At 56.4% G+C, this 23,760-nt stretch carries 25 protein-coding genes, 1 pseudogene and 1 riboswitch; of the genes and pseudogenes, 13 read left to right on the forward strand and 13 right to left on the reverse strand.

Annotated elements, in window-relative coordinates; translation table 11 throughout:
- The first annotated feature begins 12 nt into the window (after nt 1-12).
- Nucleotides 13-1,248 (forward strand): phenylacetate--CoA ligase family protein, encoded by a 1,236-nt coding sequence (locus tag BUB60_RS00275; protein ID WP_073075656.1) that lies wholly within the window; start codon nt 13-15, stop codon nt 1,246-1,248.
- A 94-nt stretch (nt 1,249-1,342) separates the two neighbouring features.
- Here the strand turns inward: BUB60_RS00275 and BUB60_RS00280 are convergent, their stop codons facing one another.
- The 9 genes from BUB60_RS00280 to asd all read right to left on the reverse strand — a co-directional run bounded on the left by BUB60_RS00280 (nt 1,343) and on the right by asd (nt 9,615).
- Nucleotides 1,343-2,563, reverse strand: coding sequence for an anti-sigma-I factor RsgI family protein (locus tag BUB60_RS00280; protein ID WP_073075657.1), 1,221 nt, complete (start codon nt 2,561-2,563; stop codon nt 1,343-1,345).
- Between the two features lie 2 nt (nt 2,564-2,565).
- On the reverse strand, nt 2,566-3,045 hold the full coding sequence (locus tag BUB60_RS00285) for an RNA polymerase sigma factor (protein WP_073075658.1): 480 nt from the start codon (nt 3,043-3,045) through the stop codon (nt 2,566-2,568).
- A gap of 152 nt (nt 3,046-3,197) precedes the next feature.
- Nucleotides 3,198-4,115 (reverse strand): NAD-dependent epimerase/dehydratase family protein, encoded by a 918-nt coding sequence (locus tag BUB60_RS00290; protein ID WP_073075659.1) that lies wholly within the window; start codon nt 4,113-4,115, stop codon nt 3,198-3,200.
- Nucleotides 4,116-4,129: 14 nt separating this feature from the next.
- Nucleotides 4,130-5,065, reverse strand: a complete 936-nt coding sequence (locus BUB60_RS00295) for a DUF4037 domain-containing protein (RefSeq protein WP_073075660.1) — start codon at nt 5,063-5,065, stop codon at nt 4,130-4,132.
- Nucleotides 5,062-5,988, reverse strand: coding sequence for a tetratricopeptide repeat protein (locus BUB60_RS00300; RefSeq protein ID WP_073075661.1), 927 nt, complete (start codon nt 5,986-5,988; stop codon nt 5,062-5,064). Before BUB60_RS00300 ends, BUB60_RS00295 begins: the two co-directional genes overlap by 4 nt.
- Nucleotides 5,985-6,638 carry a DUF4125 family protein gene (locus BUB60_RS00305; RefSeq protein ID WP_084726122.1) on the reverse strand — a complete coding sequence of 218 codons (654 nt, stop codon included), beginning with the start codon at nt 6,636-6,638 and terminating at the stop codon, nt 5,985-5,987. The genes BUB60_RS00300 and BUB60_RS00305 overlap by 4 nt, the downstream gene beginning before the upstream one ends.
- A 212-nt stretch (nt 6,639-6,850) precedes the next feature.
- A complete protein-coding gene (dapB, locus tag BUB60_RS00310) occupies nt 6,851-7,609 on the reverse strand; it encodes a 4-hydroxy-tetrahydrodipicolinate reductase (RefSeq protein ID WP_073075662.1) in 759 nt (252 codons plus the stop codon).
- Nucleotides 7,610-7,629: 20 nt separating this feature from the next.
- Nucleotides 7,630-8,517 carry a 4-hydroxy-tetrahydrodipicolinate synthase gene (gene dapA / locus BUB60_RS00315; protein WP_073075663.1) on the reverse strand — a complete coding sequence of 296 codons (888 nt, stop codon included), beginning with the start codon at nt 8,515-8,517 and terminating at the stop codon, nt 7,630-7,632.
- Nucleotides 8,518-8,532: 15 nt separating this feature from the next.
- Nucleotides 8,533-9,615, reverse strand: a complete 1,083-nt coding sequence (asd, locus tag BUB60_RS00320; protein ID WP_073075664.1) for an aspartate-semialdehyde dehydrogenase — start codon at nt 9,613-9,615, stop codon at nt 8,533-8,535.
- A gap of 168 nt (nt 9,616-9,783) precedes the next feature.
- Nucleotides 9,784-9,957: riboswitch (Lysine riboswitch) on the reverse strand.
- A 92-nt stretch (nt 9,958-10,049) separates the two neighbouring features.
- On the opposite strand from asd, the gene BUB60_RS00325 reads away from it, so the two are divergent.
- The 7 genes from BUB60_RS00325 to xerD all read left to right on the forward strand — a co-directional run bounded on the left by BUB60_RS00325 (nt 10,050) and on the right by xerD (nt 16,750).
- Complete coding sequence (locus BUB60_RS00325) at nt 10,050-11,723, forward strand: SpoIID/LytB domain-containing protein (RefSeq protein WP_084726123.1); 1,674 nt, start codon at nt 10,050-10,052, stop codon at nt 11,721-11,723.
- Nucleotides 11,720-12,742 carry a tRNA preQ1(34) S-adenosylmethionine ribosyltransferase-isomerase QueA gene (queA, locus tag BUB60_RS00330; protein WP_073075665.1) on the forward strand — a complete coding sequence of 341 codons (1,023 nt, stop codon included), beginning with the start codon at nt 11,720-11,722 and terminating at the stop codon, nt 12,740-12,742. The genes BUB60_RS00325 and queA overlap by 4 nt, the downstream gene beginning before the upstream one ends.
- Nucleotides 12,743-12,841: 99 nt before the next feature.
- Nucleotides 12,842-13,972 carry a tRNA guanosine(34) transglycosylase Tgt gene (tgt, locus tag BUB60_RS00335; protein WP_073075666.1) on the forward strand — a complete coding sequence of 377 codons (1,131 nt, stop codon included), beginning with the start codon at nt 12,842-12,844 and terminating at the stop codon, nt 13,970-13,972.
- Nucleotides 13,973-14,046: 74 nt separating this feature from the next.
- On the forward strand, nt 14,047-14,382 hold the full coding sequence (yajC, locus tag BUB60_RS00340) for a preprotein translocase subunit YajC (protein ID WP_084726124.1): 336 nt from the start codon (nt 14,047-14,049) through the stop codon (nt 14,380-14,382).
- 76 nt (nt 14,383-14,458) lie between these two features.
- Nucleotides 14,459-14,866 (forward strand): TIGR04086 family membrane protein, encoded by a 408-nt coding sequence (locus BUB60_RS00345; RefSeq protein WP_073075667.1) that lies wholly within the window; start codon nt 14,459-14,461, stop codon nt 14,864-14,866.
- A 345-nt stretch (nt 14,867-15,211) separates the two neighbouring features.
- Nucleotides 15,212-15,835 (forward strand): stage II sporulation protein M, encoded by a 624-nt coding sequence (locus tag BUB60_RS00350; RefSeq protein ID WP_073075668.1) that lies wholly within the window; start codon nt 15,212-15,214, stop codon nt 15,833-15,835.
- Nucleotides 15,836-15,850: 15 nt separating this feature from the next.
- Nucleotides 15,851-16,750: a site-specific tyrosine recombinase XerD gene (xerD, locus tag BUB60_RS00355; RefSeq protein ID WP_242941100.1), complete on the forward strand. Its 900-nt coding sequence runs from the start codon at nt 15,851-15,853 to the stop codon at nt 16,748-16,750.
- Between the two features lie 59 nt (nt 16,751-16,809).
- Here the strand turns inward: xerD and BUB60_RS00360 are convergent, their stop codons facing one another.
- Nucleotides 16,810-17,334, reverse strand: coding sequence for a DUF4364 family protein (locus BUB60_RS00360; protein ID WP_073075669.1), 525 nt, complete (start codon nt 17,332-17,334; stop codon nt 16,810-16,812).
- Between the two features lie 141 nt (nt 17,335-17,475).
- Between BUB60_RS00360 and BUB60_RS00365 the strand changes: the two genes are divergently transcribed.
- Nucleotides 17,476-18,597 carry a DUF3048 domain-containing protein gene (locus tag BUB60_RS00365; RefSeq protein WP_073075670.1) on the forward strand — a complete coding sequence of 374 codons (1,122 nt, stop codon included), beginning with the start codon at nt 17,476-17,478 and terminating at the stop codon, nt 18,595-18,597.
- A gap of 55 nt (nt 18,598-18,652) precedes the next feature.
- Here the strand turns inward: BUB60_RS00365 and BUB60_RS00370 are convergent, their stop codons facing one another.
- Nucleotides 18,653-19,102 (reverse strand): manganese catalase family protein, encoded by a 450-nt coding sequence (locus tag BUB60_RS00370; RefSeq protein ID WP_073075671.1) that lies wholly within the window; start codon nt 19,100-19,102, stop codon nt 18,653-18,655.
- A 60-nt stretch (nt 19,103-19,162) separates the two neighbouring features.
- Here BUB60_RS00370 and BUB60_RS20435 point away from each other — a divergent pair, with 60 nt between their 5' ends.
- From BUB60_RS20435 to BUB60_RS00385, 4 genes are all read left to right on the forward strand, one after another.
- Nucleotides 19,163-19,330, forward strand: a complete 168-nt coding sequence (locus BUB60_RS20435; RefSeq protein WP_207650755.1) for a hypothetical protein — start codon at nt 19,163-19,165, stop codon at nt 19,328-19,330.
- Nucleotides 19,330-20,799, forward strand: coding sequence for a recombinase family protein (locus BUB60_RS00375; RefSeq protein ID WP_073075672.1), 1,470 nt, complete (start codon nt 19,330-19,332; stop codon nt 20,797-20,799). Before BUB60_RS20435 ends, BUB60_RS00375 begins: the two co-directional genes overlap by 1 nt.
- 85 nt (nt 20,800-20,884) lie before the next feature.
- Nucleotides 20,885-22,186 carry a thymidine phosphorylase gene (locus BUB60_RS00380; RefSeq protein WP_073076232.1) on the forward strand — a complete coding sequence of 434 codons (1,302 nt, stop codon included), beginning with the start codon at nt 20,885-20,887 and terminating at the stop codon, nt 22,184-22,186.
- Nucleotides 22,187-22,193: 7 nt separating this feature from the next.
- The gene (locus tag BUB60_RS00385; protein ID WP_200796587.1) at nt 22,194-22,781 is read left to right on the forward strand and encodes a DNA-3-methyladenine glycosylase I; all 588 of its coding nucleotides are present in this window, start codon (nt 22,194-22,196) and stop codon (nt 22,779-22,781) included.
- A 46-nt stretch (nt 22,782-22,827) separates the two neighbouring features.
- Here the strand turns inward: BUB60_RS00385 and BUB60_RS20480 are convergent.
- A pseudogene (locus BUB60_RS20480) lies at nt 22,828-23,016 on the reverse strand (manganese catalase family protein); the annotation flags it as partial.
- On the reverse strand, nt 23,009-23,760 hold a 752-nt coding region (locus BUB60_RS19450; protein WP_084726129.1), incomplete at its 5' end, for a spore coat protein CotJB. The gene BUB60_RS19450 and the pseudogene BUB60_RS20480, both read right to left, overlap by 8 nt.

Here is a 23,760-nt window from a genome sequence, read left to right on the forward strand (position 1 = left end):
GCAGGGACAGAGATGGAGATGAAGAAAGAGCAGCTCGATATCATAAGGGATTTGCTGAAGCGGCTGAAAAAGCTCGACGGCGGCTTTTACGCTGAAAAGCTCAGGGATTTCGACGCGGACAGCCTGAAGACGGCAAAGGATTTCGAGCGACTGCCGTTTACAAACAAGGAGGAGCTGCGCGACGCGTACCCCCTCGGGATCGCGGCGGTCCCCGAAAAGGAGATCGTCCGTATCCATTCGTCCTCCGGTACGACGGGCACGCCCATCATCATCCCCTACACGAAAAAGGACGTGGACGACTGGGCGCTGATGTTCAAGCGCTGCTATGAGATGGCGCATATCACGGACATGGACCGCATCCACGTGACGCCCGGCTATGGCCTCTGGACAGCGGGCATCGGCTTTCAGCTTGGCGCCGAGCTTTTGGGCAGCATGGTCATCCCCATGGGCCCCGGCAACACGGACAAGCAGATCAAGATGATGATGGACCTTCAGAGCACCGTCCTGTGCGCCACCTCCTCTTACGCGCTGCTGCTGGCGGAGGAGATCGAAAAGCGCGGGGTCAAGAGTAAGATTCATCTGACAAAGGGCGTTATCGGGTCTGAGCGCTGGGGCGACAAAATGCGCCGGCGGATCGCCAACGAGCTGGGCGTCGAGCTTTACGACATCTATGGCCTCACGGAAATCTACGGTCCCGGCATCGGCATGAGCTGCGCGCACGAGTGCGGCATGCACTACTGGGACGACTATCTTTATTTTGAGATCATTGACCCGAAAACGGGCGAGACGGTGCCCGACGGCATGGCGGGCGAGCTCGTTATCACGACGCTCCGCAAGGAGGGCGCGCCGCTTATCCGCTACAGGACCCATGATCTGACGCGGATCATAACAGGCGCGTGCGCCTGCGGCAGCGAATTCCCGCGGATCGACACGCTGGTAGGCCGCACGGACGACATGGTAAAGGTCAAGGGTGTCAACATTTATCCCGGCCAGATCGAGGACGTGCTGCGCGGCATCGACGGCGTCAGCAGCGAGTACCAGGTGATGATCGACCACCTGAACGGCAAGGACATTATGACGCTGTTTTTTGAAACGCGCCAAGACGCGGCGCTCAAAACGGTTGAAAACGACGTCAAGCATACCTTTAAAACTCAGGTCGGGCTCTCCATCGTCCCCAAGGGCGTTGCCATCGGCGAGCTGCCGCGCAGCGAAAAGAAGACGAAGCGCATTTTTGACAACAGATACTAACTGAAAAATGACAGACAAAAGCCCCGTCCGCCGTGGTGTTAAGCGGGCAGGGCTTTTGAGATAAGCACTATGCTCAAATTCCGCTGACCGTGTGTCAGCGGTTTCCTTTTGTGCCGCCGTGACTGCCGCCGGCGTTATTTCCGTGGTTACCGTTATTACCGCCGTAGCCTCCATAACCGCCGTAACCGCTGCCGCCCTTGCCGTGATTGGAGGAGCCGCCGTAACCGCCCCACGAAAAACCGCCGTAGGAGGAGGGCAGGACGGAGGAATTCTTATCGTTTTTATTGTCAGAACGGCCGGCGTCATTGTTTTTTTTATCGTTTTTATCAGCTTTGCCGTTCTTAGTGTTTTTATCGCTTTTATTGTTTTTATTGCTTTTGTCATTTTTATCGTCTTTGCTGTTCTTGCTGTCTTTATTGCCGTCGCCGGACTTGCTCGACCATTTATTGTTCCAGCCGGCGCCCTTGTCGGAATATCCACTCGGCGACGCGGGCGCCCATGAGGACGCTTTCGGGGAGGCGGCGGCGGGTGGCGTCGGGTCAGGGGTTTTGGCTGCCGTTTTGCCGGCGTCCTTCCCGTTGGTCTGGCTCTTATGCTCCTTTTGCAGCTCGGTGAGCTTTTTCTGTATTTCGGTGACGGAGATGTCCTTATAGTCCTCTGTCTTGATCGTCGGATCCAGCTCCTGCAGCTTCTCGATGAGGTTGAGGCGGCCCGGTGCGATGCCCTGGGCGATGGCGTTGCTCCGCTTGGTGAGATCGATGTGGCCGGTTTCGACGGTGGCTGCGCTGCCTCCGGACGCGACGGCGTCCTCCGCGCCCGTTTTGGCGGCGGCCTGGAGGTTCTGTGCCGCCGTGTCGCTGTTCGTCTCCGTGGTGACAGTGATGAGCGTCGCGCCGGGCTCTTCCATAAAGCCGTTCTGGGAGGCCGACTGGACAATCTGGCGGACGGCGCTTTCGACGTTCTGATTGATCAGGGACAGACCGTTCAGAACAGTTTCGCCGTCGGTGTTATACGGCGTCACCTTCACGACCTTGCCGAACGTGTTGATACCGAGCTCCACACTGGGATTGATGTCGACGGCGACGTAGGAGGTGGGCGTCTTGTAAACAGCGTAGGTACCAATCGGCAGTGCGCAGAGCACGACGGCCGCGCATACCGCCGCAACGAGCTTTTTGACGTGAAGGGGCTTATTTCTCGTGCCGGTGCTGAGCGCGATGACGCTTGTATCCAGATTCCTGATGTAATCCGCCGTTTTCTGCTTGAGCGCTTCGTCGGCGCGGACGCGATCGAGTGCTTTTTTTAATGTCGTTTCCATAGTCAGTCCTCGAGTTTCTCTCTCAGCATCAGTTTCGCCCGGTGGAGGTGGGAGTAGATGGTGTTGTCTTTGACTCCAAGTATTTTTGATATCTCCGGTACTGAATACCCTTCGTAATAAAACAGATAAATAACATCCTTATATTTCTGCGGCAGCGCCAGAACCGCGTGCATAATCTCATGCTCGGTCTCGTCCTCAAAAGTTATTTCAAGCTCGTCAAGGGGACAAACCCGGCTTTTGAAGAAGCTTTTGTGCAGGTCCTTGCATTTGTTGATCGCAACGCGCAAGAGCCAGGCCTTTTCATGGTCCTCGCTGTCAAAGCATTTCTCATACCTGTAGAGTTGAAGAAACACATCCTGAAAGATATCCTCGACGTCGTCCCTGTTTTTGAGATACACAAAGCAGACGCGGCGCACCGTATCGGCGTATTTTTCAATCGCCCTGACAACGCGGTCTTGTTTTTCCTGCAAGATTTTGTCCATGGTCTGTCCCCTTCGGTAACAATACGATTCAGATGACGCGATCCTTGCACGAAGGATAAAAAAAAATTAAAGGCAGCGGCCGGGAGCAAGCCGGCGCTGCCTTCAGAATACAGAATACGGCGGCGTATGTCCACCGTCAAAGCACGCTTTCATCAGCTGATGAAGAGCGAGTAGAAGATTTTAAAGGTCTTTTCCATCCCCTCCGAAAAGGATGTGTACTCAAAATCAAAGGTGTCGGAGAACTTTTTGCCGGAGTAGAGCTCATCCTCCGTCAGCGGAAAGGGGAGCGGAATATTCTGATCGATGACCTCGTCGACAGTCACGGGCCGTGACATGAACGGTCCGCCGTTAAATTTCTCAAACGACTCCAAAAGCAGCGTATAGGTGATCTCCTCGGGGGCGGAGAGGTTGAAGGTCTGGTTATAGGCCCTCTCGTCGCCGATACAGGCCACAAGCGCCCGGGCAATATCGAAGACGTAGACCATATTGAAGCTGGCCGTGGCGTCCACCGGCACGGGAACGACGTGGCCGCGGGCGATAAGCTCGATAAACCAGGATTCCCGCGGGGAATAGTTGAACGGACCGTAAATAAATGTCGGGCGGAAGATCGTGTACGGTACGCCAAGCTTGGCGCAGGTGGTGGCCGTCTCCTGTTCGACAAGCACCTTATTGTAGATATAGTCCGAGACGCGGCCGCCCTCGGATTTGGTAACGACCGGGTCGGCTTCGGTCCGGAGTCCGCGGCCGACTTGCTCGTAAACACTCACTGTCGAGATAACGATATACTGCTTGAAACGGCCCTTCAACACCTCCAGAAGCGAGCTCACCTCGCCGGGGTTATACGCGCAGAAATCGACGACAACGTCAAAAATGACGTCGTGGGGCAGAAGGTGCGCCACCATGACCGGGCTGTGCCGGTCGCATTTATATTCCTTGACGTTTTTTAAGTTCAGAGGAAATTGGCCGCGGTTCACGACATGCAGGCTGTAGTCCTCCTGCTTTGATATATGGATGGAAAATATTCGTCCGGCGAACGCGCTGCCGCCGATGACAAGAATGGTTTTGCTCACCTGAGTAGCCCCCTTTATTCATATTGCGCGGGCAGAGAACGCAAAAAACCGTCCTGTATGCTGTGCTGTATCTCTTCGCCCTGGGTCGTCAGAAACCAATCGTCCGAAAGTGCAAGCCGCTGGCGCTGCAGCTCGCGGACGAGCAGCGCACAGATTTCGTCGATGTCGCTTTTGTTTTCTTCAAAGATTTCGCCGCCATCGCCATCAGACCGGGCGATACGCGCCAGGTGACCACCGATCTGCCCGCCGAGGACAGGCAGCTCTGTCATGCGTCGGTAGGCCCATTTGTAATACGGGCGGAAAACGCGGTTCAGCAGGAAAACGGCGCCGATGACACTGTCTGTAAAGCGTGCGAGCACTGTTTTATACGTCACCCAGTCCCGCCGCTTAAAACAGCGGTCCAGATTATACTGACCCGTCTGTGCGATGGCCATGCATCTGGCTGCGAGCTTTTTCCGCCGAATATCCTCGGGATAATACCGAAGCAGCCTTTCGCGCGTGGCGGTAAACGCGCCGGCGTTGTCTATAAAAACTTCGCCGTTTGTCGCCATGGCGAGGTTTTCCTCGGGGATGCGCCGCCAGCCGGGAATATCGTCCGGCCCCTCCGGGCAGCCGATGAGGCTTATGTAGAAATCGCCGGTGGTCATGACGCCGATCCTGGCGCCGTACTCCGACCGCGTCCTGGGATATTCGGGCGGCATTTCTTCAATGAGCGCCGCTTTCCACTTCCGCAGGTTTGATATGGCCTCTCTGTCGCCTGCGGTCACCCAGATAAAGAAGTCGACGCCCCAATCGTGGTCGCGGGAGAGGGCGTCGTCATAGCCGAAGCATTCCGAGCCGTTGCCGACGAGCCCGGCGGACAGCCTGCCGTACAGGTCGGGGAAGCCGCTTTTGAGTCTCGGCGCGGCGACATCGGAAAAGTATTGGCGGCTGAGCTCCATGCCATTCATCGATCATTCTCCTCCGCCGTGAGCTTGTCGAGCAGGGCGCGGCTCTCTTTTGTCCGCGGGTGCCCGGGTCCCAAAATCTTTTCAAAGACCGGCAGGGCCGACTGCACATGCGCCCGGGCGACCCGGATATCGCCAAGCGCCTCATTGACGGCAGCTATATTCCGCAGACAGACGGCATAATCGATATTTCGGCCGAAAAATCTTTCGGTCAGCGCCAGCGCCCGATTAAAATATGCCAGTGCCTCGCCGTGTTTTCCGGCGCGATAGAGCAGAGAGGCTTTCGTGGAGAGGGCCGCGGCATGATGCGCGTTCTCCTCGCCCATATCGTCGTAATATCCGAGCGCCCTGTCAATGAGTGCCTCCGCCTGCTGATCGTCGCCCATTCTGAAGCGGAGGACGGCCAGGTTATTCAGCGACGTGGCCAGCTCGTGGGTGTCCGTTGCGTCCCGGCCGACCAGCTCAAAGGCTTCCAGCGCGGCCTCATAGGCCTTATCCGGCGCACCGGCGTCCTGATAGGCGAGGGAGAGGTTGTTGAGAACGGCGGCGTATGCGTCGCCGTTTTGCAAGCCGCCATCCGTCAGAAGCTTTTTAGCATCGAGAAAAAGGCTGACGGCGTCACCCGGGCGGCCGGTCAGGCGGTACAGTCCCGCAAGGTTTAAAAGGATCGTGGCGTATTCCGGCGATGTACCCAAGCCGTTTGCTTTGAAAATTTCAAGCGCTTGGGCGAAATACCGTGCCGCTTCCTCGTAGCGGCTGACGCCTCTGTAAAAGCCCGCCAGCTCATTCAGAACAGACGCGTATTCCGGGCTGTCTCCCAGATCCTTGGCTTCAAGCGCTTCCAGTCGGTGCCGGATAAAACCTTCGACAGCCGCCTGATCGCCGGACTGATAGAGCGCGTCGAGCTCTTTAAAAAAATCTGTCATGGCCGAAGGGGGCCGTCATCCTCGGCGGCGGCGCGCGCTTTCGCTGCCGCCTCGGCGCTCTCCAGCGTCTCATAGCCGTAGTACCGCACCGTGTTCTCCAGGATGTCTCTGGCGAGGGCTCTGCCTGCCCGCTCAAGAGCCAGGAGGTGTGCCTTCAGCAGGCTGAGGGTCTTTTCGGAGTAGGTGAGCAGCTCGCCCAGCTGATATGTCTCGATCGAGATGACGCCCGAAAAATCCTGAACGGCACGCAAGGGGCGGCCGGCGCCGGAAACACGGGGATAAGTCTCATGCAGAACGGCGGTCTGCGTCAAAAGCCTGCCGGAAATCTCCCGCGCCAGCCGCGTCTGCGCCGCATCCGGCCGTGGAATCGTCCCGACGAGTGTTTCATATTGGGCGGGGGCGGTGTTTTTCATCATGTGGATGTATTTTTCGGCGACGAGATTGCGCCCGTCCAGCATGGCGTTTGTCAGATCGTCGAAATACGACGCGCAGGCCTCAGGCGGCCACGCTTCAAACTGCGCCCGGCGCATGCCGGAAAATGTCTCCCGATCCTCCTGGCACGGCGCACGCGGCCCGCCCTCGTTGACAGACTGGAACATCTCCCATTCGAGCGAGACAATTTTGCCAATTATATCGTCCATTCTGGCCATAAGGGACCCCCACGAGACCACTCGATTTGTCAGATTACACAGATTTCATTTTCAGTATACAACAAATTATGTAGGTGTCAATGGGCGGCGCGGGTACTCATAAAATAATACAATTAATTCGATAGATTATATAAAAAGGTCGGTACATCGACAGATTTTTGCCCACATTTAAGAAAAAAAGCGCAGCATCCGGCTGCGCCTTTTTGCAAATATTAAAAATTCAGCAAGTCGCTCATATCGTACATGCCCGGTTTTTTGACCGCAGCGAGGAATTTGGCGGCCCTGACGGCGCCAACGGCGAAAACGTCCCGGGAGTAAGCGGTGTGCTTTATCTCGATCACCTCGTCGAGGCCGGCGAAGATCACCTCGTGCTCGCCGACGATCGTGCCGCCCCGGACGGAGGAGATGCCGATTTCCGTTTTCCCACGGGGCTGTCGAACGCTTTGGCGTTCAAAGACATACCCGGCATCGTAGGGAAGTGCGCTCTTTGCCGCGTCGGCCAGCATCAGCGCCGTGCCGCTGGGGGCGTCCACCTTGCGTCTGTGATGGCGCTCGACGATTTCAACGTCAAAGCCGTCGCCCAGAAAGGCGCAGGCGCGCCGGACGAGGTCGGCGGTGAGATTGATACCGACCGACATGTTGCCCGATCTAAAGACGGGAATTTTTACAGAGACCTCTCTTATCGCCGATAATTGTTCCGCGCTGTGGCCTGTCGTACATAAAACAAGGGGCCGTTTTTTTGCGGCGCAGTACCGCAGGAGTCCTTCCAGTGCGGAGGGATTGGAAAAATCGACGGCGACGTCGGCCTGGCCGCCGAATTCCATCGGGTCGGCATAGACCGGGAAGCTGTCAGTTTTGACGGCGCTTAAATCGAATCCCGCGACCACTTCAATTCCGGCGTCCGCGGCGGCAAGCCGGGCGACGGTGCGCCCCATGGCGCCGTTGCAGCCGGAGATGATCATCTTTAGCATGAATGAGGTACTCCTTATATTTATTTAAGCAGCCCGATATTCCGCATGGAAGCTTTCAGCTTTTCAGCATTGGCCGGGTCCATTTCGCACAGGGGCAGGCGCGGCTCGCCCACATCCATACCCACCAGATTCATGGCGGCCTTGACCGGTATCGGATTGACCTCGATAAAGAGTTTGCCCATAAAGTCGAGATATTTAAGGTGCAGCTTGGCGGCGTGCGCGTAATCGCCGCTGAGGCAGGCTTCCGCAAGCTCCGCCATCAGCGCCGGCATGATGTTGGCAACGACGGAGATAACGCCCTTTGCGCCGATAGACATCATGGGGACGGTTTCGTTGTCGTTGCCGCTCCAAACGTAGAAGTCGTCGCCGCAGGCCGCGATGGTCGAGCCGATGAGGGAAAAGTCGGTGGACGCCTCCTTGGTGCCGTTGATGTTGGGGTGCTTTGAGAGCTGCTTGTATGTATCGGCGGAAATAGCGAGGCCGGTGCGGCTGGGAACGTTGTACAGGATCATGGGAATGTTGATACGGTCGGCAATATAAGTATAATGCTTTACAAGGCCGCGCTGCGTGGTTTTATTGTAATACGGCGTCACCGAGAGGACGGCGTCGGCGCCGGAGCGCTCGGCCTCCTGGGAGAGCTGGACGGCGGCCATCGTATCGTTGCTGCCCGCGCCGGCGATAACCTTGACGCGTTTGTTCACCTTTTTGACGCAGAAGTCGACGGTCTCCATGTGCTCTTCCAGGGACATGGTGGAGCTTTCGCCCGTCGTCCCGCAGATAGTGATGGCGGCGGTGCCGCCCGTGATTTGGAATTCTATCAGTTCACTCAGCTTCTCAAAATCCACCTTGCCGTTTTTGAACGGCGTGACGATGGCGACAGAGGAGCCTGTAAATACCGGTGTTTTCATGATCAAACCTCACTTTTACTTGATATAGCCTTCCGCACAGAGGAGCTCCGCCATGAGCACGCCGCCGCCGGCCGCGCCGCGCAGGGTATTGTGGCTCAGGCAGACGAATTTGTAGTCATACTGCGTGTCTTCGCGCAGGCGGCCCATGGAAACGGCCATGCCGTTTTCGAGCATGCGGTCCAGCTTCGTCTGGGGGCGGTTATCCTCTTCAAAATAATGCAGGAACTTTTGAGGTGCCGACGGGAGCTGCAGCTCCTGGGGACGGCCCTTGAAATTTACCCATTTGTCTTTGATAACGTCAATGGACGGCTTTTTGTCGAAGGACGCGAACACGGCCGCCATATGCCCGTCGGCCGCCGCCACGCGGATGCACTGGGAGGTGATGGACGGGGAGGAGGCCTTTTTGATTTCGCCGCCTTCGAGCTTGCCCCATATTTTCAGCGGCTCCTGCTCGGATTTCTCTTCCTCGCCGCCGATATACGGGATGACGTTGTCGATCATCTCCGGCCACGTCTCAAAGGTCTTTCCGGCGCCGGAGATGGCCTGGTAAGTGCAGACGAGCACCTTGTTCAGGCCGAATTCATCCTTGAGGGGATGCAGCGCGGGGACATAGCTCTGGATGGAACAGTTGGACTTGACGGCAATAAAGCCCCGCGCCGTCCCCAACCGTTTTCGCTGGCTGTCGATGACGGCGATGTGCCCGGGGTTTAATTCCGGGACGACCATTGGGACATCCGGTGTCCAGCGGTGGGCGCTGTTGTTGGACACGACGGGGCACTCGGCTTTGGCATACGCTTCTTCGAGCGCCTTGATCTCTTCCTTCTTCATGTCCACGGCGGAAAAAACAAAGTCTACGGCGCCGGCGATCTCCTTGACGTCCGTTTCGGCAGACTTCACAACGAGCTTCTTCGCGGCCTCCGGTAAAGGCGACGTCATAAACCAGCGGCCGGCCACGGCTTCTTCATACGTTTTGCCGGCGGAACGGCTGCTGGCGGCCACCACCGTCAGATCAAACCAGGGATGGTTCTCCAGCAGGGACACAAAACGCTGTCCGACCATGCCCGTGGCGCCGATGACGCCGACCTTGTACTTTTTCATTATGAAACCTCCCAAATATCCCGTAATCTATAGTATTCGCCCGGCACGAAGTGTTGAAGCGAAAAAGGGTGAAAGTAAAAAATTAATCAGCAGGCTAGTCAACCGGCTGATTTTGTAATATAATGTCGACAAATATCCTGCAGGGAAATACTACCGACAGATATTTCAAAAGCAGTCAGCTCTCCACCGTCTTGGTGACAGTTGCCGGGCTGTTAACCCGGAAACCAGGAATGTCATTTCCGACAATGGCATCCTTCGGCGGTCTGACCTTTTACAGCGGGTCAGGGGAACGTCGGACTCCTCACCGCAGCTACTTATTAAGACCGCGCCTCTGCGCTTCTTGATTGATATTGATTATACATATTAGCATACCAGACAATTTGTGTCAACAGAAAGCTGCCGTATCCCGGCGCGCGTCGGCGAAAGGAACCGGTATGAAAAATCCAGCAAAAATCGGCCTGATACTATTTCTCGCGTCCGTTCTCCTTGTGACATCCTCCACGTATCAGAACGCCAAGGCGTACACGCCGCCCTATACGACCGTCAAAGTCGGCCTGTATTACGGCGGCAGTGCTTTGCCATCGGCAAATCTGCAGAACGTCGCCGGGTCCGGCAGCGGGTATCAGTTCGGCATACTTGACCAAAATCGCCAGTTCATGCCGCTGGGCGCCTCCACGGCCGAGACGAAAATCTCCGTGCTTCGCGACAGAAATATGGTTTATGACAGCGCGAACAATTGTTATAGTCCCGGGTCGACGGGCAGCGTCGTCGTCGGATGCTATCATATCCAGCTGAAGAACGCATATTCGACGTATACCGAGGCCGTGGCCGCCGCAGCAGCGTATCCAAACAGCTTTGTGAAATACTCCAGCGGCGCCTTCTACGTCTGCATCGGCAGCTATATATCGGCGGATGCCGCCAATGCCGCCATCGCCTCGGGCGGCATCGGGGGCAGCACCGTGACCTCGGGGACGGCGAGCACCGTCACCGTCGTCGTCACGGGGACAAGCACCATACTTTTCGAGTTTGAGTACGGCAGTACATATTGGCTGACTATCATGCCGGTATCGCAAGGCGGCGAAAAATGCCAGACCTGGTTCAAGGGCTACAGGTATTATGGAGGCTTTCAGTACGCCAGAATGGACGGCGGCGACGTCACCGTGATGAACATCGTCAACGTCGAGGATTACACAAAGGGCGTCATCCCTTATGAAATGTCCAACTCCTGGCCCCTGGAGGCTCTGAAAGCGCAGGCCATCTGCGCCAGGACATATATCATCGCCAATCTGAATAAGCGCACCAGCTTCGATGTTTGCACAACGGAGGAGGACCAGGTCTACCGCGGTGTCGGCCAGGCCAACGCGACGACCGACGCAGCTGTCGACCAGACGGCGGGGCAGTACATTACATATAACGGCGCGCTCTGCACGACATTTTACTCCTCCAGCGACGGCGGAGCCACCGAGAACAGCGAAAACGTCTGGGCGCAGGCTATCCCATATCTCAAGGGCGTTGTCGACCCATACGAGGCGGAGATTGTGTCCCTCGCGTCGGGCTACAGCTGGACCGTGACATATACGCAGAGCGACATCACCTCCCGGCTGCGCTCAAAGGGCTACAACTGCGGCAATATCGTCGACATGGCCATCACCCAGTACAGTGCCGTCGGCAACGCCTATAAGGTGACGCTGACAGACGACGCCGGTAAGAAATTCACATTCACAAAAGGCGAGAGCATCCGCTCGGCCCTGGGCGTCAACTCGATTCGTTTCTCCATTTCCGGCGGCGCGGGCTCCGACGGCGTCTATGTCAACAGCGGCACCACGGCGATCACCGACGGGCTCTCGTCGTCGTATGCCGTGGGACAAAGCGGCATTGCCGGACTTCTGGGGCAGAATAATGTATACGCGATCACCGGGACAGGCGATACTGTTGCCGTAAGCCCCGATGCGCCGCAGAATAATACCGGGGGCTTTACGATCACGGGGACAGGCCGTGGCCACAACGTCGGCATGAGCCAGTGGGGCGCCTATTCCATGGCAAAGTTTCACGGCATGACATACGATCAGATTCTCAAATTTTATTTTACCGGGGTCACCATCGGATGAAAACAAGCGATTTCCACTATGAGCTGCCGCCGGAGCTGATCGCGCAGACGCCTCTTCAAAGGCGCGACGCCTCCAGGCTGATGCAGCTGAATAAAATAACGGGAGCGATCGCACACCGGCACTTTTACGAGCTGCCAACGCTGCTTCGGGAGGGCGACTGCCTCGTTTTGAACGACTCCCGGGTCCTCCCGGCGCGGCTGTTCGGCCGGCGCCTGACCGGCGGGGCCGTCGAGGTTGTGCTCCTGCGGGACCGGGGAGACGGCGTCTGGGAGTGCCTGACGCGCCCCGGGCGGAAGACGAAGACGGGCACGCAGCTCTTTTTCGGGGACGACACGCTTTCCGCCGTCGTGGAAGACGAGATCGAAGGCGGAAACAGGCTGATACGGTTCCATTACGACGGCATTTTTCTCGAGGCGCTCGAACGGCTCGGAAAAATGCCGCTGCCGCCCTATATTCACGAGGAGCTGGGTGACGCCGAGCGGTATCAGACGGTATATTCCCGCGTTACCGGCTCCGCCGCCGCGCCGACGGCCGGCCTGCATTTCACAAAGGCGCTGCTGCGGGAGATCGAAAACAGCGGCGTTATTGTGAAATATGTGACGCTGCACGTGGGCCTCGGCACCTTCCGGCCTGTCAAGGCGGAGAATATCGAGGATCACGAGATGCACGCCGAGTATTGCGAGATACCCGAGGAGACGGCCGCGGCTGTCTCCTCGGCAAAAACGGAAGGCCGCCGCGTCGTATCCGTCGGTACCACGTCCTGCCGGACGCTGGAGTCCCGGGCGCTGGAGGACGGCGCGGTCAAGTCGTTTTCGGGCTTTACGAACGCGTTCATCTATCCGGGGTACCGGTTTAAATGCGTCGACGCGCTCATCACAAACTTCCACCTGCCGGAATCGACCCTCCTCATGCTCGTCTCCGCTCTGGCCGGCCGCGAAAATATTCTCCACGCTTATGAGGAAGCCGTCCGCGAACGATACCGGTTCTTCTCGTTCGGCGACGCGATGCTGATCGAATAGACGCTTGGATTTAAAGGCCTCGCGCTCTCCGAGCGCGAACGGCCACATATCATAGCTTTAAAAAGCTATGATATAACAGTATTTTAATGAGGTTACAGAATGTTTAGATTGATTGCCAAAGAGGGCAGAGCCAGAAGGGGAGAATTTACGACGGCGCACGGCGTTGTGCAGACGCCTGTTTTTATGAACGTGGGTACGCAGGCGGCCATCAAGGGCGCGCTTTCGTCGGAGGACCTGGAGCGCATCGGCTGCCAGATCGAGCTGTCGAACACCTACCATCTTCACCTTCGGCCCGGCGATATGCTCATCCGCGCGCAGGGAGGGCTGCATAAGTTCATGTCCTGGGACAGACCGATCCTCACCGACAGCGGCGGCTTTCAGATCTTTTCGCTGGCTGGGCTTCGGAAAATCAGCGAGGAGGGCGTGACGTTTTCTTCCCACATCGACGGGCGGCGCATCTTCATGTCGCCCGAGGATTGTATGCGCATCCAGGCCAATCTCGGCTCGGATATCGCTATGGCCTTTGACGAGTGCGTCGAGATTCCATCGCCGAGGGATTATGTGGAGAAATCCTGCGACAGGACATACCGCTGGCTCGTCCGCTGCCGTGACGAGATGCGCCGCCAGATGGAACAGCCCGACGCTGTGAACAGGGGAGAGCTGCTCTTCGGGATCAATCAGGGCGCGGTGTTTCCCGAGCTTCGGATACGCCATATGCGGCAGATCGCCGAGCTGGACCTGCCGGGATACGCCATCGGCGGCCTTGCCGTCGGCGAGACGGTGGGCGAGATGTACGATATCATCGAGACGGTTGAAGAGCACATGCCAGCGGACAAGCCGCGTTACCTGATGGGTGTCGGGACGCCGGCTAACATCCTTGAAGGCGTGGCGCGCGGCGTCGATTTCTTCGACTGTGTCATGCCGGCGCGGAATGGCCGCCACGGCCATCTCTATACCTGGTCCGGCGTGATCAACATGAACAACGAAAAACACGCCGGCGACAGCCGCCCTATAGACGAAACGTGCGCCTGCCCCGTCTGTCAGCGGTACTCAAGGGCGTATCTGCGCCATTTGTTCAAGGCGGAAGAGATGCTGGCGCTCCGGCTGGCCGTCATGCACAATCTGTATTTCTATAACGCTCTGATGCAGAAAATTCGCGATGCCCTGGACTGCGGAGAATTCCACGCCTTCAGGGCGCGCCATGCCGAAATATTGTCAAACAGGATATAGTTTTCAGAAATGTACTTGCTTTTTTAAAAAGTGGAAAGTATAATTCTAACATTACAATTTGATGGAGGTTCAAAATGTCTCATTTCGGACTGATACTCGACGCCGCGGCCGGCACGACCAGCGCATTCGGGCAGTATGGGACAACGATCATCATGATCGTCGTGCTCGTTGTCGTTTTTTATTTCTTCCTCATCCGCCCCGAAAATAAAAAAAAGAAAAAGCTCGCTGACATGCGCAGCTCGTTGTCGGTCGGCGACGACATAACGACCATCGGCGGTATTGTCGGCAAGGTTGTTGCCTGCAATAACGAAACAGTGACATTTGAAACGGGCGAGGACAGAGTGCGTGTCCAGGTTGCAAAATGGGCGATTTCAACCGTCGGCAAGGCGACGCAGGAGCAGCCAAAATAACGCAAATAACGGTCATGTTAAGCCCTCCCGGCGAATAGTATGTGGTACAAACTATTCACCTGGAGGGCGATGTTTTATGCATAAAAACGATGACAAAAAGGGCCTTGGCCGCGGGTTTGCCGTCAGCGTCCTTCTCGGCACGGCAATCGGATTTCTCCTCACGTTTATTGTATTCGCAATTTTTGCCTCGGTTGTGGCCTCGGGCAAAATTTCCGAGGACCTCATGCGGCACATTACAGTCGGGGCGTCCTTCGTCGGCGCGCTGATCGGTGCCGTTGTGGCTGTCAAACGGCATCGGGCGAAGATCATAACTGTTGGGCTTACCGTCGGCGCGCTGATGTTCCTGCTCACCTTCGTCGGCGCGCTGTTTTCCGGCGGCCCAGGCGGGCGCCTGACGCCGTCGCTTCTGGTCGCGTTCATCGCGGGCGGGATCATCGGCGGACTTGTAAATCTGAAGCGTAAAAAACATAAGCACGCCTCATAAAGGCGTTACGGCGGATCTTTTTGACTGGACATATCTATAGGCGCATATTTTTTAAGTATACATAATACGATATAGCATGACGAAATCTAGTGCCGGACTGGAAAGCAGGCACTACATATTGGTTCTCGTCCGGCAATCAGCTTGGTCAATATTACCAAGCGTTAAGTTTACATAAAGTTATAGACATAACAAATGGACATAATTAACAAAAATATGAAATTTCGAATGTAGTTGTTGATTCTTTGAGTTGTTTGTACTATATTAAAGTGCACAGACGAATTTTATCGATGCATGTTGATGTCATTTTTTCAAGTCTTGTCCCATATTTTATATGGGGTGATTTGAATGAACAAAAGATTTTTTGTGATATCGCTGCACGATGAATCCTTCAGCCGGGCCGGGCTCGTGCTGTGCGGCGTTCTGTTTTTATGTGGTTGCATTGCCGGGACGGTAACAGCCGGCTTTGTCAATGACGGGACAAGGCTGAACAATTACTTTTCTTCCTTTATGTCGTTCTTTCTGACGGGCAATTCCGTCAAACGAGATTTTTTCTCCGCCGTCATCGATACTTTCAAATACAATCTGCTGGCGATTGCCCTCGGGTTTTCTGTCATCGGCGTCTTTTTTCTCCCGGTTTTGTCGGCTTTTCGGGGCTTTTTTCTCAGTTTTTCCGCCGCGATGGTCGTCCGAGTCCTGGGAGGGAAGGGCGTCGCTCTGGCGCTGGCGATATTCGGTGCGAACACATTGATCACAATTCCGTGCTTCTTCGTTCTGTCCGTCGACGCTTTTTCGGCCTCGCTGGCCTTTTTCCGTATAGCCGTATTTAAGAGCCAGAAAGCCGGGGCGTCACCGTTTAACAGCAGGTTTTTTGCCCGCTGCGGTATTTGCCTGGCAGTGCTGCTCGCGGCGGCTCTGATCGATTTATATGTGACACCGCACCTTATAAGCTATGCTGCGTCGCGCATTTAACAGGAGGGACAAACCTTGATTGATTCTGCGTATATATCTGAGTTTCAGAAATACCTGACGGATGAGAAACATGCGTCTAAAAACACACTGTCCTCATATATACGTGATATCAGTCAATTTTTCATGTATTGCGGCACGAAAGAATCCGTCGAGGTGAACGACGTGTGCGATGTCTGCAAAGCGGACATCGAGCGTTACATAGACTGGATGACGAAAAACGGTAAATCGACGGCGACAATCTCCAGGTCCGTGGCATCCCTTAAATGCTTTTTCAGCTACCTTCTGATTTACGGCAAGATCACGGTGAACCCCCTGCACAACATCGAGACGGTCAAAACCGTTAAGAAGCTGCCGCAGATCCTTACAAACCGCGAGGTGGAGCTGCTTTTGGAGCAGCCCGAGTGCACGGACATGAAGGGTTACAGGGACAAGGCCATGCTGGAGCTTTTGTATGCCACGGGCATCCGCGTCAGCGAGCTTATCTCACTCAACAAGGACGACGTGAATCTGTCCACCGGACTCATCTGCTGCCGCGGCAACGAAAAGGAGCGTATGATTCCCCTGTATCCCGCGGCAATCAAGGCGCTCAGCGATTATATCACGCTTGTCCGGCACCAGATGCTGGCGTTTCCGGCCGAGCCGGCGCTTTTCGTCAATATGAGCGGCGAGCGGATGTCCCGTCAGGGCTTCTGGAAGATCATTAAGCATTATCAGGAGAAAGCGCACATCGAAAAGGAAATCACGCCGCACACGCTGCGCCATTCCTTTGCCGCCCATCTGCTGGAAAACGGGGCCGATCTTCGTTCGCTGCAGGAGATGCTGGGCCATGCGGACATTTCGTCGACACAGGTGTACACGCAGCTTGTCAAAAAGCAGCTCAAGGACGTTTACAACAAGTCCCATCCGCGCGCTTGAGGTACATAAAACAAAAAGCCGCATGCTGTCATGCGGCTTTTATCGCGGCGTAAGGCGGTTTATTCGTCCAGAATCAGCTTGAGGATATTATTGTAAATATCCTCCGCGTTTTTTATGAAGCCGTCTTCAAGGGCCTGGGCCTGCGTTTCATTGGCGGCGTAAAGCTTCATGGAGATGATGTCGCTGATGCCGTCGGAGAGGGAAAGCTCCACCGTATAGCCGCCTTTCCGGCGGATGACGTGATTTGCGGAGATCATCGATTTCCGGCCCATCTGGTACCGCAGCTCGTCGGTGCTTTTTTCCGCCTTGAGGCGCACGGAGAAGGGCAGGCTGTTTTCGGTGATTTCGCCGTTTCGCCTACCTTTTTCTGTGATGGCGTATGTATGGCCGTCGCTGACGATATGCTCTGTTTTAACGAGCTCGTCGACGCACTCGGCGAAATCAAAGTAGGTGATGCCCTCGTCGCACAGGACAAGCTCGCTGAGCTTTTCAAAGGTGACCGGCTCGGTCAGGCGGCTCAAAACAAAAAGTATGAGAATCTTGATATCAAGTTTTTCGCGTATAAAACCGAGACGCTCTTCCATCCGGTACCATCCTCCACGAGACATATTTCAGATTGAATTGATTATAGTACAATAAAACGGGTTCGTACAGTAGCAATATGATTTACGTAAAAATTTCAGACAGAACAGCAGCATTAAAGATAAAATCATGGGAGTGATAGATTGAAAGCTTTTTGGATAGCGCTTTCCGCCGTCCTTGTGGTGGCGGTTGCCCTGGTAGCTATTATTATCGCCAACAGAGGCGGGGACAAATACCTGGCCGGGGATCCAGCCCAGTCGGCGTCGCCCTCGACGTCCGTAAGCGTGTCGCCGTCCGGCACACCGGCCAGCGCCTCACCGTCCGCCTCTCCGACGCCGTACAGCGGGCCGGTCGATCCGCTTACCGGTCTGCCCGCAGATGCGTCCGTCATCAGCAACCGCCCCTACGCGATCATGATCAACAATCTGAGCACGGCACAGCCGCAGCTCGGCATTTCAAAGGCCGATATTATCTATGAGATCCTCGTGGAGGGCGGCATCACGCGCATGATGGCGATTTTTCAGGACGTTTCACAGGCCGGTGAGATCGGCAGCATCCGGAGCGCGCGGCCGTACTTCGTTGATATCGCCAACGGATATGACGCCGTGTATATCCATGCCGGCGGCAGCCCCGACGCGTACACCGAGCTGAAGCTGATCGGTATCACCCATCTCGACGGCGTCAACGGCGGTAAAACGGACATCTTTTACAGAGATAAGAGCAGGCTCAAAATGGGCTACGAGCACAGTCTCGTTTCCACCAGCGCGCTGATACAAAAGTTCCTCCCCACGTACGGCGTCCGCCTCGTGCATAACGACGGATTTAAAAGCAGCATGACCTTTTCCGATAAAGCCGCGCCGGCCGGGGGACTGGCGGCGGAGAGCGTCACGGTACATTTTTCCTCCTCCAAGACGACCGTCTTCACCTATTCCGACGCCGATAAGCTCTACTATATCACGCAATACAAAAAAGACTATATCGACGGCAATGATAAAACAAAAGTCGGCGTGACGAATGTTCTCGTTTTAAAAACCCGCATCAAGGTCATCTCCGGTGACGACAAGGGTCGGATCGATGTGGATACCGTCGGCAGCGGGACGGGCATTTTTATCTGCGGCGGGAAATACGAGGAGATCAAATGGTCCAGAAAGAACAATTCCAGTCAGTTTGTCTTCACGCGGGAAGACGGCAAACCCCTCGTTTTCGGGACAGGCAAAACCTATGTCTGTGTCGCTGACAAGGGCAACGCCGTGGATTTTAAGTAAAGTCAGACCTCTGAAAATAAAAGTGTACCGCCGGCTTCCGCCGGCGGTACTTTGCTTATTTCTCGGCCCTATCGAAGCTGGGGTTAATGGCATAAATGTTCTTTTGGTTCAGCCGCTCCTGGGTCAGCCTCAGTCCCTCGCCAAAGCGCTGGAAGTGGACGACCTCGCGCTCGCGCAGGAAGCGAATGGCGTTGTTGACGTCGGGGTCATCCGACAGTCTCAGGATGTTGTCGTATGTTTTGCGCGCTTTTTGCTCCGCCGCCATATCCTCTGTCAGGTCGGCGATGGTGTCGCCGGAAACCTGCATCGTCGCCGCCGTCCAGGGCGTGCCTGATGCAAACTGCGGATAGACGCCCGCCGTATGGTCGACGAAATATCCTTCCATCCCGGCGGCCTTGACGTCTTCCGGCGTCATATCGCGCGTCAGCTGATGGACGATGGTGCCGATCATCTCCAGGTGGCCCAGTTCCTCGGTACCTGGATCGTTCTCGGAATCGTACGAAATTTCAGCGGGACATGCAAGCCGGCGCGCTTATCGGAATACGCTGTGATGGAGGCGGTTCCGATGGCAAAAAAAGAGCTTTACATCGAAAGCGGTCCCGATATTCATGGAGACGACGCTTTTGTCCGGCATTTTCAGAGTCAGCTGCTGCTTTTTTTGAAGCAGCGCGGAAAGCTGACCGAAACGCAGTACAAAAACGGACTGCGCCTGCTTCAGGAGAAACGGCCGTGATGCGCGTGGCTGCTTATTGCCGCGTTTCCACGGACCTGCGGGATCAGATCAATTCCTTTGAGAGCCAAAAGCTCTTTTTTCAGCAGTATATCGAAAGCCGCCCGGATTGGACGATGGCCGAAATTTACGCCGACGAGGGGATCACCGGGACGACGACCGCCGACAGGACGGACTTTTTGCGCATGATCGACGACGCGCGGGCTGGCCGGCTCGACCTTTTGCTGACAAAGGAGGTCAGCCGTTTCTCAAGGAACATCCTGGACGCCGTCTCTTACACGAGGCTCCTGAAAAGCTTCGGCGTCGCCGTCGTATTCCTGAGCGACGGCATATCGACGCTGGACCCGGACGCCGAGCTGCGCCTGGGCATCATGGCGTCGGTGGCCCAGGAGGAGAGCCGGAAGACCAGCGAGCGCGTCAAGTGGGGGCAGCGGCGGAAGATGGAGCGCGGCGTCGTTTTCGGCCGGAGTCTTTTGGGTTATGACGTCCGCGGCGGGACAATCAGTGTGGAACCGAAAGGCGCCGAGACGGTCCAGGCAATTTTCGACATGTATGTCCGCGAAGGATTGGGGGCGCGGGGCATTGCCGACACGCTGACGCGCCGCGGCGCCGAGACGGGAAGCGGCGGCGCGGTCTGGTCTGGTGCCGCCGTCCTGAAGATACTGAAAAACGAAAAATACTGCGGCGACCTGAAGCAGCGGAAAACCATCACGCCGGACTATCTGACCCATAAAAAAACGGTCAACCGGGACGAGAACGATATGATCTATATCCAGGACCACCATGATGCGATCATTGACAGGGAAACCTGGGAAAAAGCACAGGCGGAGCTCCGGCGGCGCTCATCCGGCGGCAAGGCTTCGGCCCACGGCTCGCGGTATGCCCTTTCCGGCAAAGTCGTCTGCCTCGGCTGCGGCGCCGTTTATCTGTGCCGGACGCGCAAAAGGCGGGACGGGATGCCGTACCGCGTCTGGGTCCCGACGTGTCTTTGCTTCGGCAAGCGCCGGCAGGTCGGGGAGGACCTGATTGTCGGCGGTGTCCGCCGGTTTATCATCGGGCAGCGCAGCGATAGGCTGCTTTACGGCTTTGCTCAAATCCTCCGGCGCACCCTCGGAAACCATGACGGCGCGCTTGCGTCGATCGGCACGGAAATCGCGGTGCTGGAGAAAAAAACCTTCCGGCTTGCCGACGCATATATCGCGGGTGATATCGGCAGGGAAGCGTACCTTGAGCTTAAAGACGCCTACGGGGCCAATCTGACAAAGCTGAAAGCCCGGCGGCTCGAGCTTGCCGCGGCGCAAGATCGGGATGCGGCGGGGGAATGTGCCGGTATCGCCGGCGGCCTGGCCGATGGCCGCGGTGACGACGGATTTTATCTGGAGCTCGTCGAGCGCGCCGGGGTCCGCCCGGGCGGCGGTATGGATATTCGTTTGAAGGAATTGCCCGGGACGATCCGCGCCGTCTTTACATAAGGCTTAACTTTGGCGGCATAATGTGGTAAGATATATCGACTGCAAAAATGACGATATGCGCCTTAAGGCGCGGCGGGAGGACGCTATGCGTATCTACGATATCATCCAGAAAAAACGCGATAAGGATAAGCTGACGGACGAAGAAATCCGGTTTGCCGTCGACGGCTTTACAAAGGGGGATATTCCCGATTATCAAATGTCGGCGCTGCTCATGGCAATCTTTTTAAACGGCATGGACAAGCGCGAGCTGACGACGCTGACGATGGCGATGACGGAATCGGGCGAAAGCGTCGACCTCAGTATGTTCGGCGCGCTGACGGCGGACAAGCACTCGACCGGCGGCGTCGGCGATAAGACGACGCTGATCGTGGCGCCGATCGTCGCCGCGCTGGGCGGAAAGGTAGCCAAAATGTCGGGCCGCGGGCTCGGGCATACCGGCGGCACGGTGGACAAGCTGGAGTCGATTCCCGGCTATAAGACAACGCTGACGCGGGAGGAATTCATCTCCCAGGTGGAGAAGGTCGGCGTGGCCGTCATTGGGCAGTCCGGCCATATCGCGCCGGCGGACAAAAAGATCTACGCGCTCCGGGACGTGACCGCGACGGTCGACAGCATCCCTCTCATCGCCTCGAGCATCATGAGCAAAAAGCTGGCCGCCGGCTCAAAGAACATCGTCCTGGACGTCAAATTCGGCAGCGGCGCGTTCATGAAATCGGTGGACGACGCCAAGAAGCTGGCTGAAACGATGGTGGAGATCGGGAAACTGGCCGGGCGGCGCATTTCGGCCGTTTTGACGAATATGGACCTGCCCCTTGGAAATGCCGTTGGCAACGCGCTGGAGGTCCTGGAGGCCGTTGACGTGCTCTCAGGCCGCGGCAGCGCGGACCTTGTGGACGTCTGCACAGCACTGGCGGCGCGGATGGCGTGCCTTTTCGGCGGCTCGAGCTATGAAGAGAGCCTCCTGAAGGTCAAAGACGCCCTTGACAGCGGCAAGGCGCTGAATAAATTCAGGGAGTGGATCGAAGCGCAGGGCGGCGACAGCCGCTTTATAGAGGACAGAAGCCTTCTCGGCACGGCGGTCGTCCGGGAGGACTACGTGTGCCCATCGGACGGATACATTTCGCACATGGATGCCGAGCTTATCGGCAAGGCCGCGTCCGCGCTGGGCGCCGGCAGGGAAAAGGCCGGCGACGACATCGATCACACGGCGGGCATTATCTTGAAAAAGAAAACAGGAGGCCGCTGCAGCGCCGGGGAGCCGGTCGCGGTGTTGTACACCTCAGACAGGAAGCGCCTGGCCGACGCCCGCGCCTATCTGGACCGCGCGATACTGATGCGTGATACAAAGCCCGACGCGCTGCCGCTCATCTTCGGTGTGGTGGAGTAGCGCGGCGATGATAAACGGCAATATCACCAGATGCGGCTGGTGCGGTACGGACGAATTGTACGTCCGATATCACGATGAGGAATGGGGCGTCCCGGTCCACGATGACAAAAAGCATTTTGAATTTCTCGTGCTGGAGTCGGCCCAGTCCGGCCTGAGCTGGCTGACCATCCTTCGGAAAAGGGAGAATTATCGTGCCGCCTATGATGGTTTCGACCCGGAAAAGGTCGCGAAATACGATGAAGCGAAGATCAATGAGCTTCTGTCCGATCCCGGGATCATCAGAAACAGGATGAAGATCGAAGCCTCTGTAAACAACGCACGGAGGTTTTTGGAGATTCAAAAGGAGTTCGGCAGCTTTGACAGCTACATCTGGGGCTTTACGGGCGGCAAGCCGGTTGCAGGCAGCTATCAGAGCATCGTGGAACTGCCGGCGACGTCGGAACTGTCCGACAAAATCAGTAAGGATTTAAAATCCCGCGGCTTTAAATTTTTGGGTTCTATTACGGTCTATTCCCACATTCAGGCAGTCGGGATCGTCAACGATCACATTGATTCCTGCTTTCGGAAAAATCTCTGCGGTAACGCGTCCCGCTGATTTCGACATACCGTCTCGCCAGGCCGCCGTACATTTGCGGAAACGAGGTACCTATATCGGTGAGCAGCCCCTTGAGCTCGGGGTACGGCATGGAGTAACGCTGGCTGAGATAGCGGAGCGACGCGCCCAACTCTCCGTCCGGGCCGCCGTACTGCGAAATAATGAATTTTGCCAGCGCCGGATTTGGCGTGGCGATCTTAACGGGGTATTGAAGCCTTTTCTGATACTCAAACATTGTTGTCAGAGGCCCCCTTTTCTGTGTATTCCCATGGCCATGGATTGTCGATCCAGGTGTATTTGTCGCCGGACATGATATCCATGATCGTCTGCGGACCGTACATCTTTACGATTTTCTCCCGCCCCTCCCGCATGAGCTTGTTGAGCTGCTGGAACATGTCGAGGGCGTCTCTATCGTTCGGGTGCGTGTCCAGATAGAGATTGAGTTCTTTGATAACGAAGCCGAGGGCCATGAAGTCGCCCAGCGGCGTTCCGGCGTATGGATTCGTCTTATTGGCGATGTCCTTGAACGGCAGGTCAAGCCCGGGGAACAGGGTTCCTCTGGTGAGGGCTTCGGTGCTCTCGTATTTTGGCGAGTTTTTCGCCTGCCACGGCACAAAGCCGGCGGCCAGAGGCGCGCAGGGCGGCAGCTCGCCGTTTTTGTAGCCACAGCCCGTCATATCGGCTTCGGCGTTCGGTTTCATCATCTCCGGCATCAGTCCCATTTTGGGATTGTCCATGTGCGGCATCGCACCGATGTTCGGTTTTGCCACGTAGGGCATCGAGCCGGTGTTGGACTGGTTCGCCGTATTAGGCATCATGCCTGTATTCGGCTTCGCCGGCATCTCAGGCATCGCGCCGATGTTCGGTTTTGCCACATAAGGCATGGCGCCGGTGTTGGACTGGTTCGCCGTATTGGGCATCATGCCTGTGTTTGGCTTCGTCGGCATCTCAGGCATCATACCGGTGTTGGGTTTTGCCA

Origin of the sequence: Sporobacter termitidis DSM 10068 (genome assembly GCF_900130065.1) — a bacterium.
GTDB lineage: Bacteria > Bacillota > Clostridia > Oscillospirales > Oscillospiraceae > Sporobacter > Sporobacter termitidis.

Coding starts and splice junctions, on each gene's coding strand:
- BUB60_RS00275 (WP_073075656.1), top strand. CDS start 13: ATGGAGATGAAGAAAGAGCAGCTCGATATCATAAGGGATTTGCTGAAG.
- BUB60_RS00280 (WP_073075657.1), bottom strand. CDS start 2,563: ATGGAAACGACATTAAAAAAAGCACTCGATCGCGTCCGCGCCGACGAA.
- BUB60_RS00285 (WP_073075658.1), bottom strand. CDS start 3,045: ATGGACAAAATCTTGCAGGAAAAACAAGACCGCGTTGTCAGGGCGATT.
- BUB60_RS00295 (WP_073075660.1), bottom strand. CDS start 5,065: ATGAATGGCATGGAGCTCAGCCGCCAATACTTTTCCGATGTCGCCGCG.
- BUB60_RS00300 (WP_073075661.1), bottom strand. CDS start 5,988: ATGACAGATTTTTTTAAAGAGCTCGACGCGCTCTATCAGTCCGGCGAT.
- BUB60_RS00305 (WP_084726122.1), bottom strand. CDS start 6,638: ATGGCCAGAATGGACGATATAATTGGCAAAATTGTCTCGCTCGAATGG.
- dapB (WP_073075662.1), bottom strand. CDS start 7,609: ATGCTAAAGATGATCATCTCCGGCTGCAACGGCGCCATGGGGCGCACC.
- dapA (WP_073075663.1), bottom strand. CDS start 8,517: ATGAAAACACCGGTATTTACAGGCTCCTCTGTCGCCATCGTCACGCCG.
- asd (WP_073075664.1), bottom strand. CDS start 9,615: ATGAAAAAGTACAAGGTCGGCGTCATCGGCGCCACGGGCATGGTCGGA.
- BUB60_RS00325 (WP_084726123.1), top strand. CDS start 10,050: ATGAAAAATCCAGCAAAAATCGGCCTGATACTATTTCTCGCGTCCGTT.
- queA (WP_073075665.1), top strand. CDS start 11,720: ATGAAAACAAGCGATTTCCACTATGAGCTGCCGCCGGAGCTGATCGCG.
- tgt (WP_073075666.1), top strand. CDS start 12,842: ATGTTTAGATTGATTGCCAAAGAGGGCAGAGCCAGAAGGGGAGAATTT.
- yajC (WP_084726124.1), top strand. CDS start 14,047: ATGTCTCATTTCGGACTGATACTCGACGCCGCGGCCGGCACGACCAGC.
- BUB60_RS00345 (WP_073075667.1), top strand. CDS start 14,459: ATGCATAAAAACGATGACAAAAAGGGCCTTGGCCGCGGGTTTGCCGTC.
- BUB60_RS00350 (WP_073075668.1), top strand. CDS start 15,212: ATGAACAAAAGATTTTTTGTGATATCGCTGCACGATGAATCCTTCAGC.
- BUB60_RS00360 (WP_073075669.1), bottom strand. CDS start 17,334: ATGGAAGAGCGTCTCGGTTTTATACGCGAAAAACTTGATATCAAGATT.
- BUB60_RS20435 (WP_207650755.1), top strand. CDS start 19,163: ATGGCAAAAAAAGAGCTTTACATCGAAAGCGGTCCCGATATTCATGGA.
- BUB60_RS00375 (WP_073075672.1), top strand. CDS start 19,330: ATGCGCGTGGCTGCTTATTGCCGCGTTTCCACGGACCTGCGGGATCAG.
- BUB60_RS00380 (WP_073076232.1), top strand. CDS start 20,885: ATGCGTATCTACGATATCATCCAGAAAAAACGCGATAAGGATAAGCTG.
- BUB60_RS00385 (WP_200796587.1), top strand. CDS start 22,194: ATGATAAACGGCAATATCACCAGATGCGGCTGGTGCGGTACGGACGAA.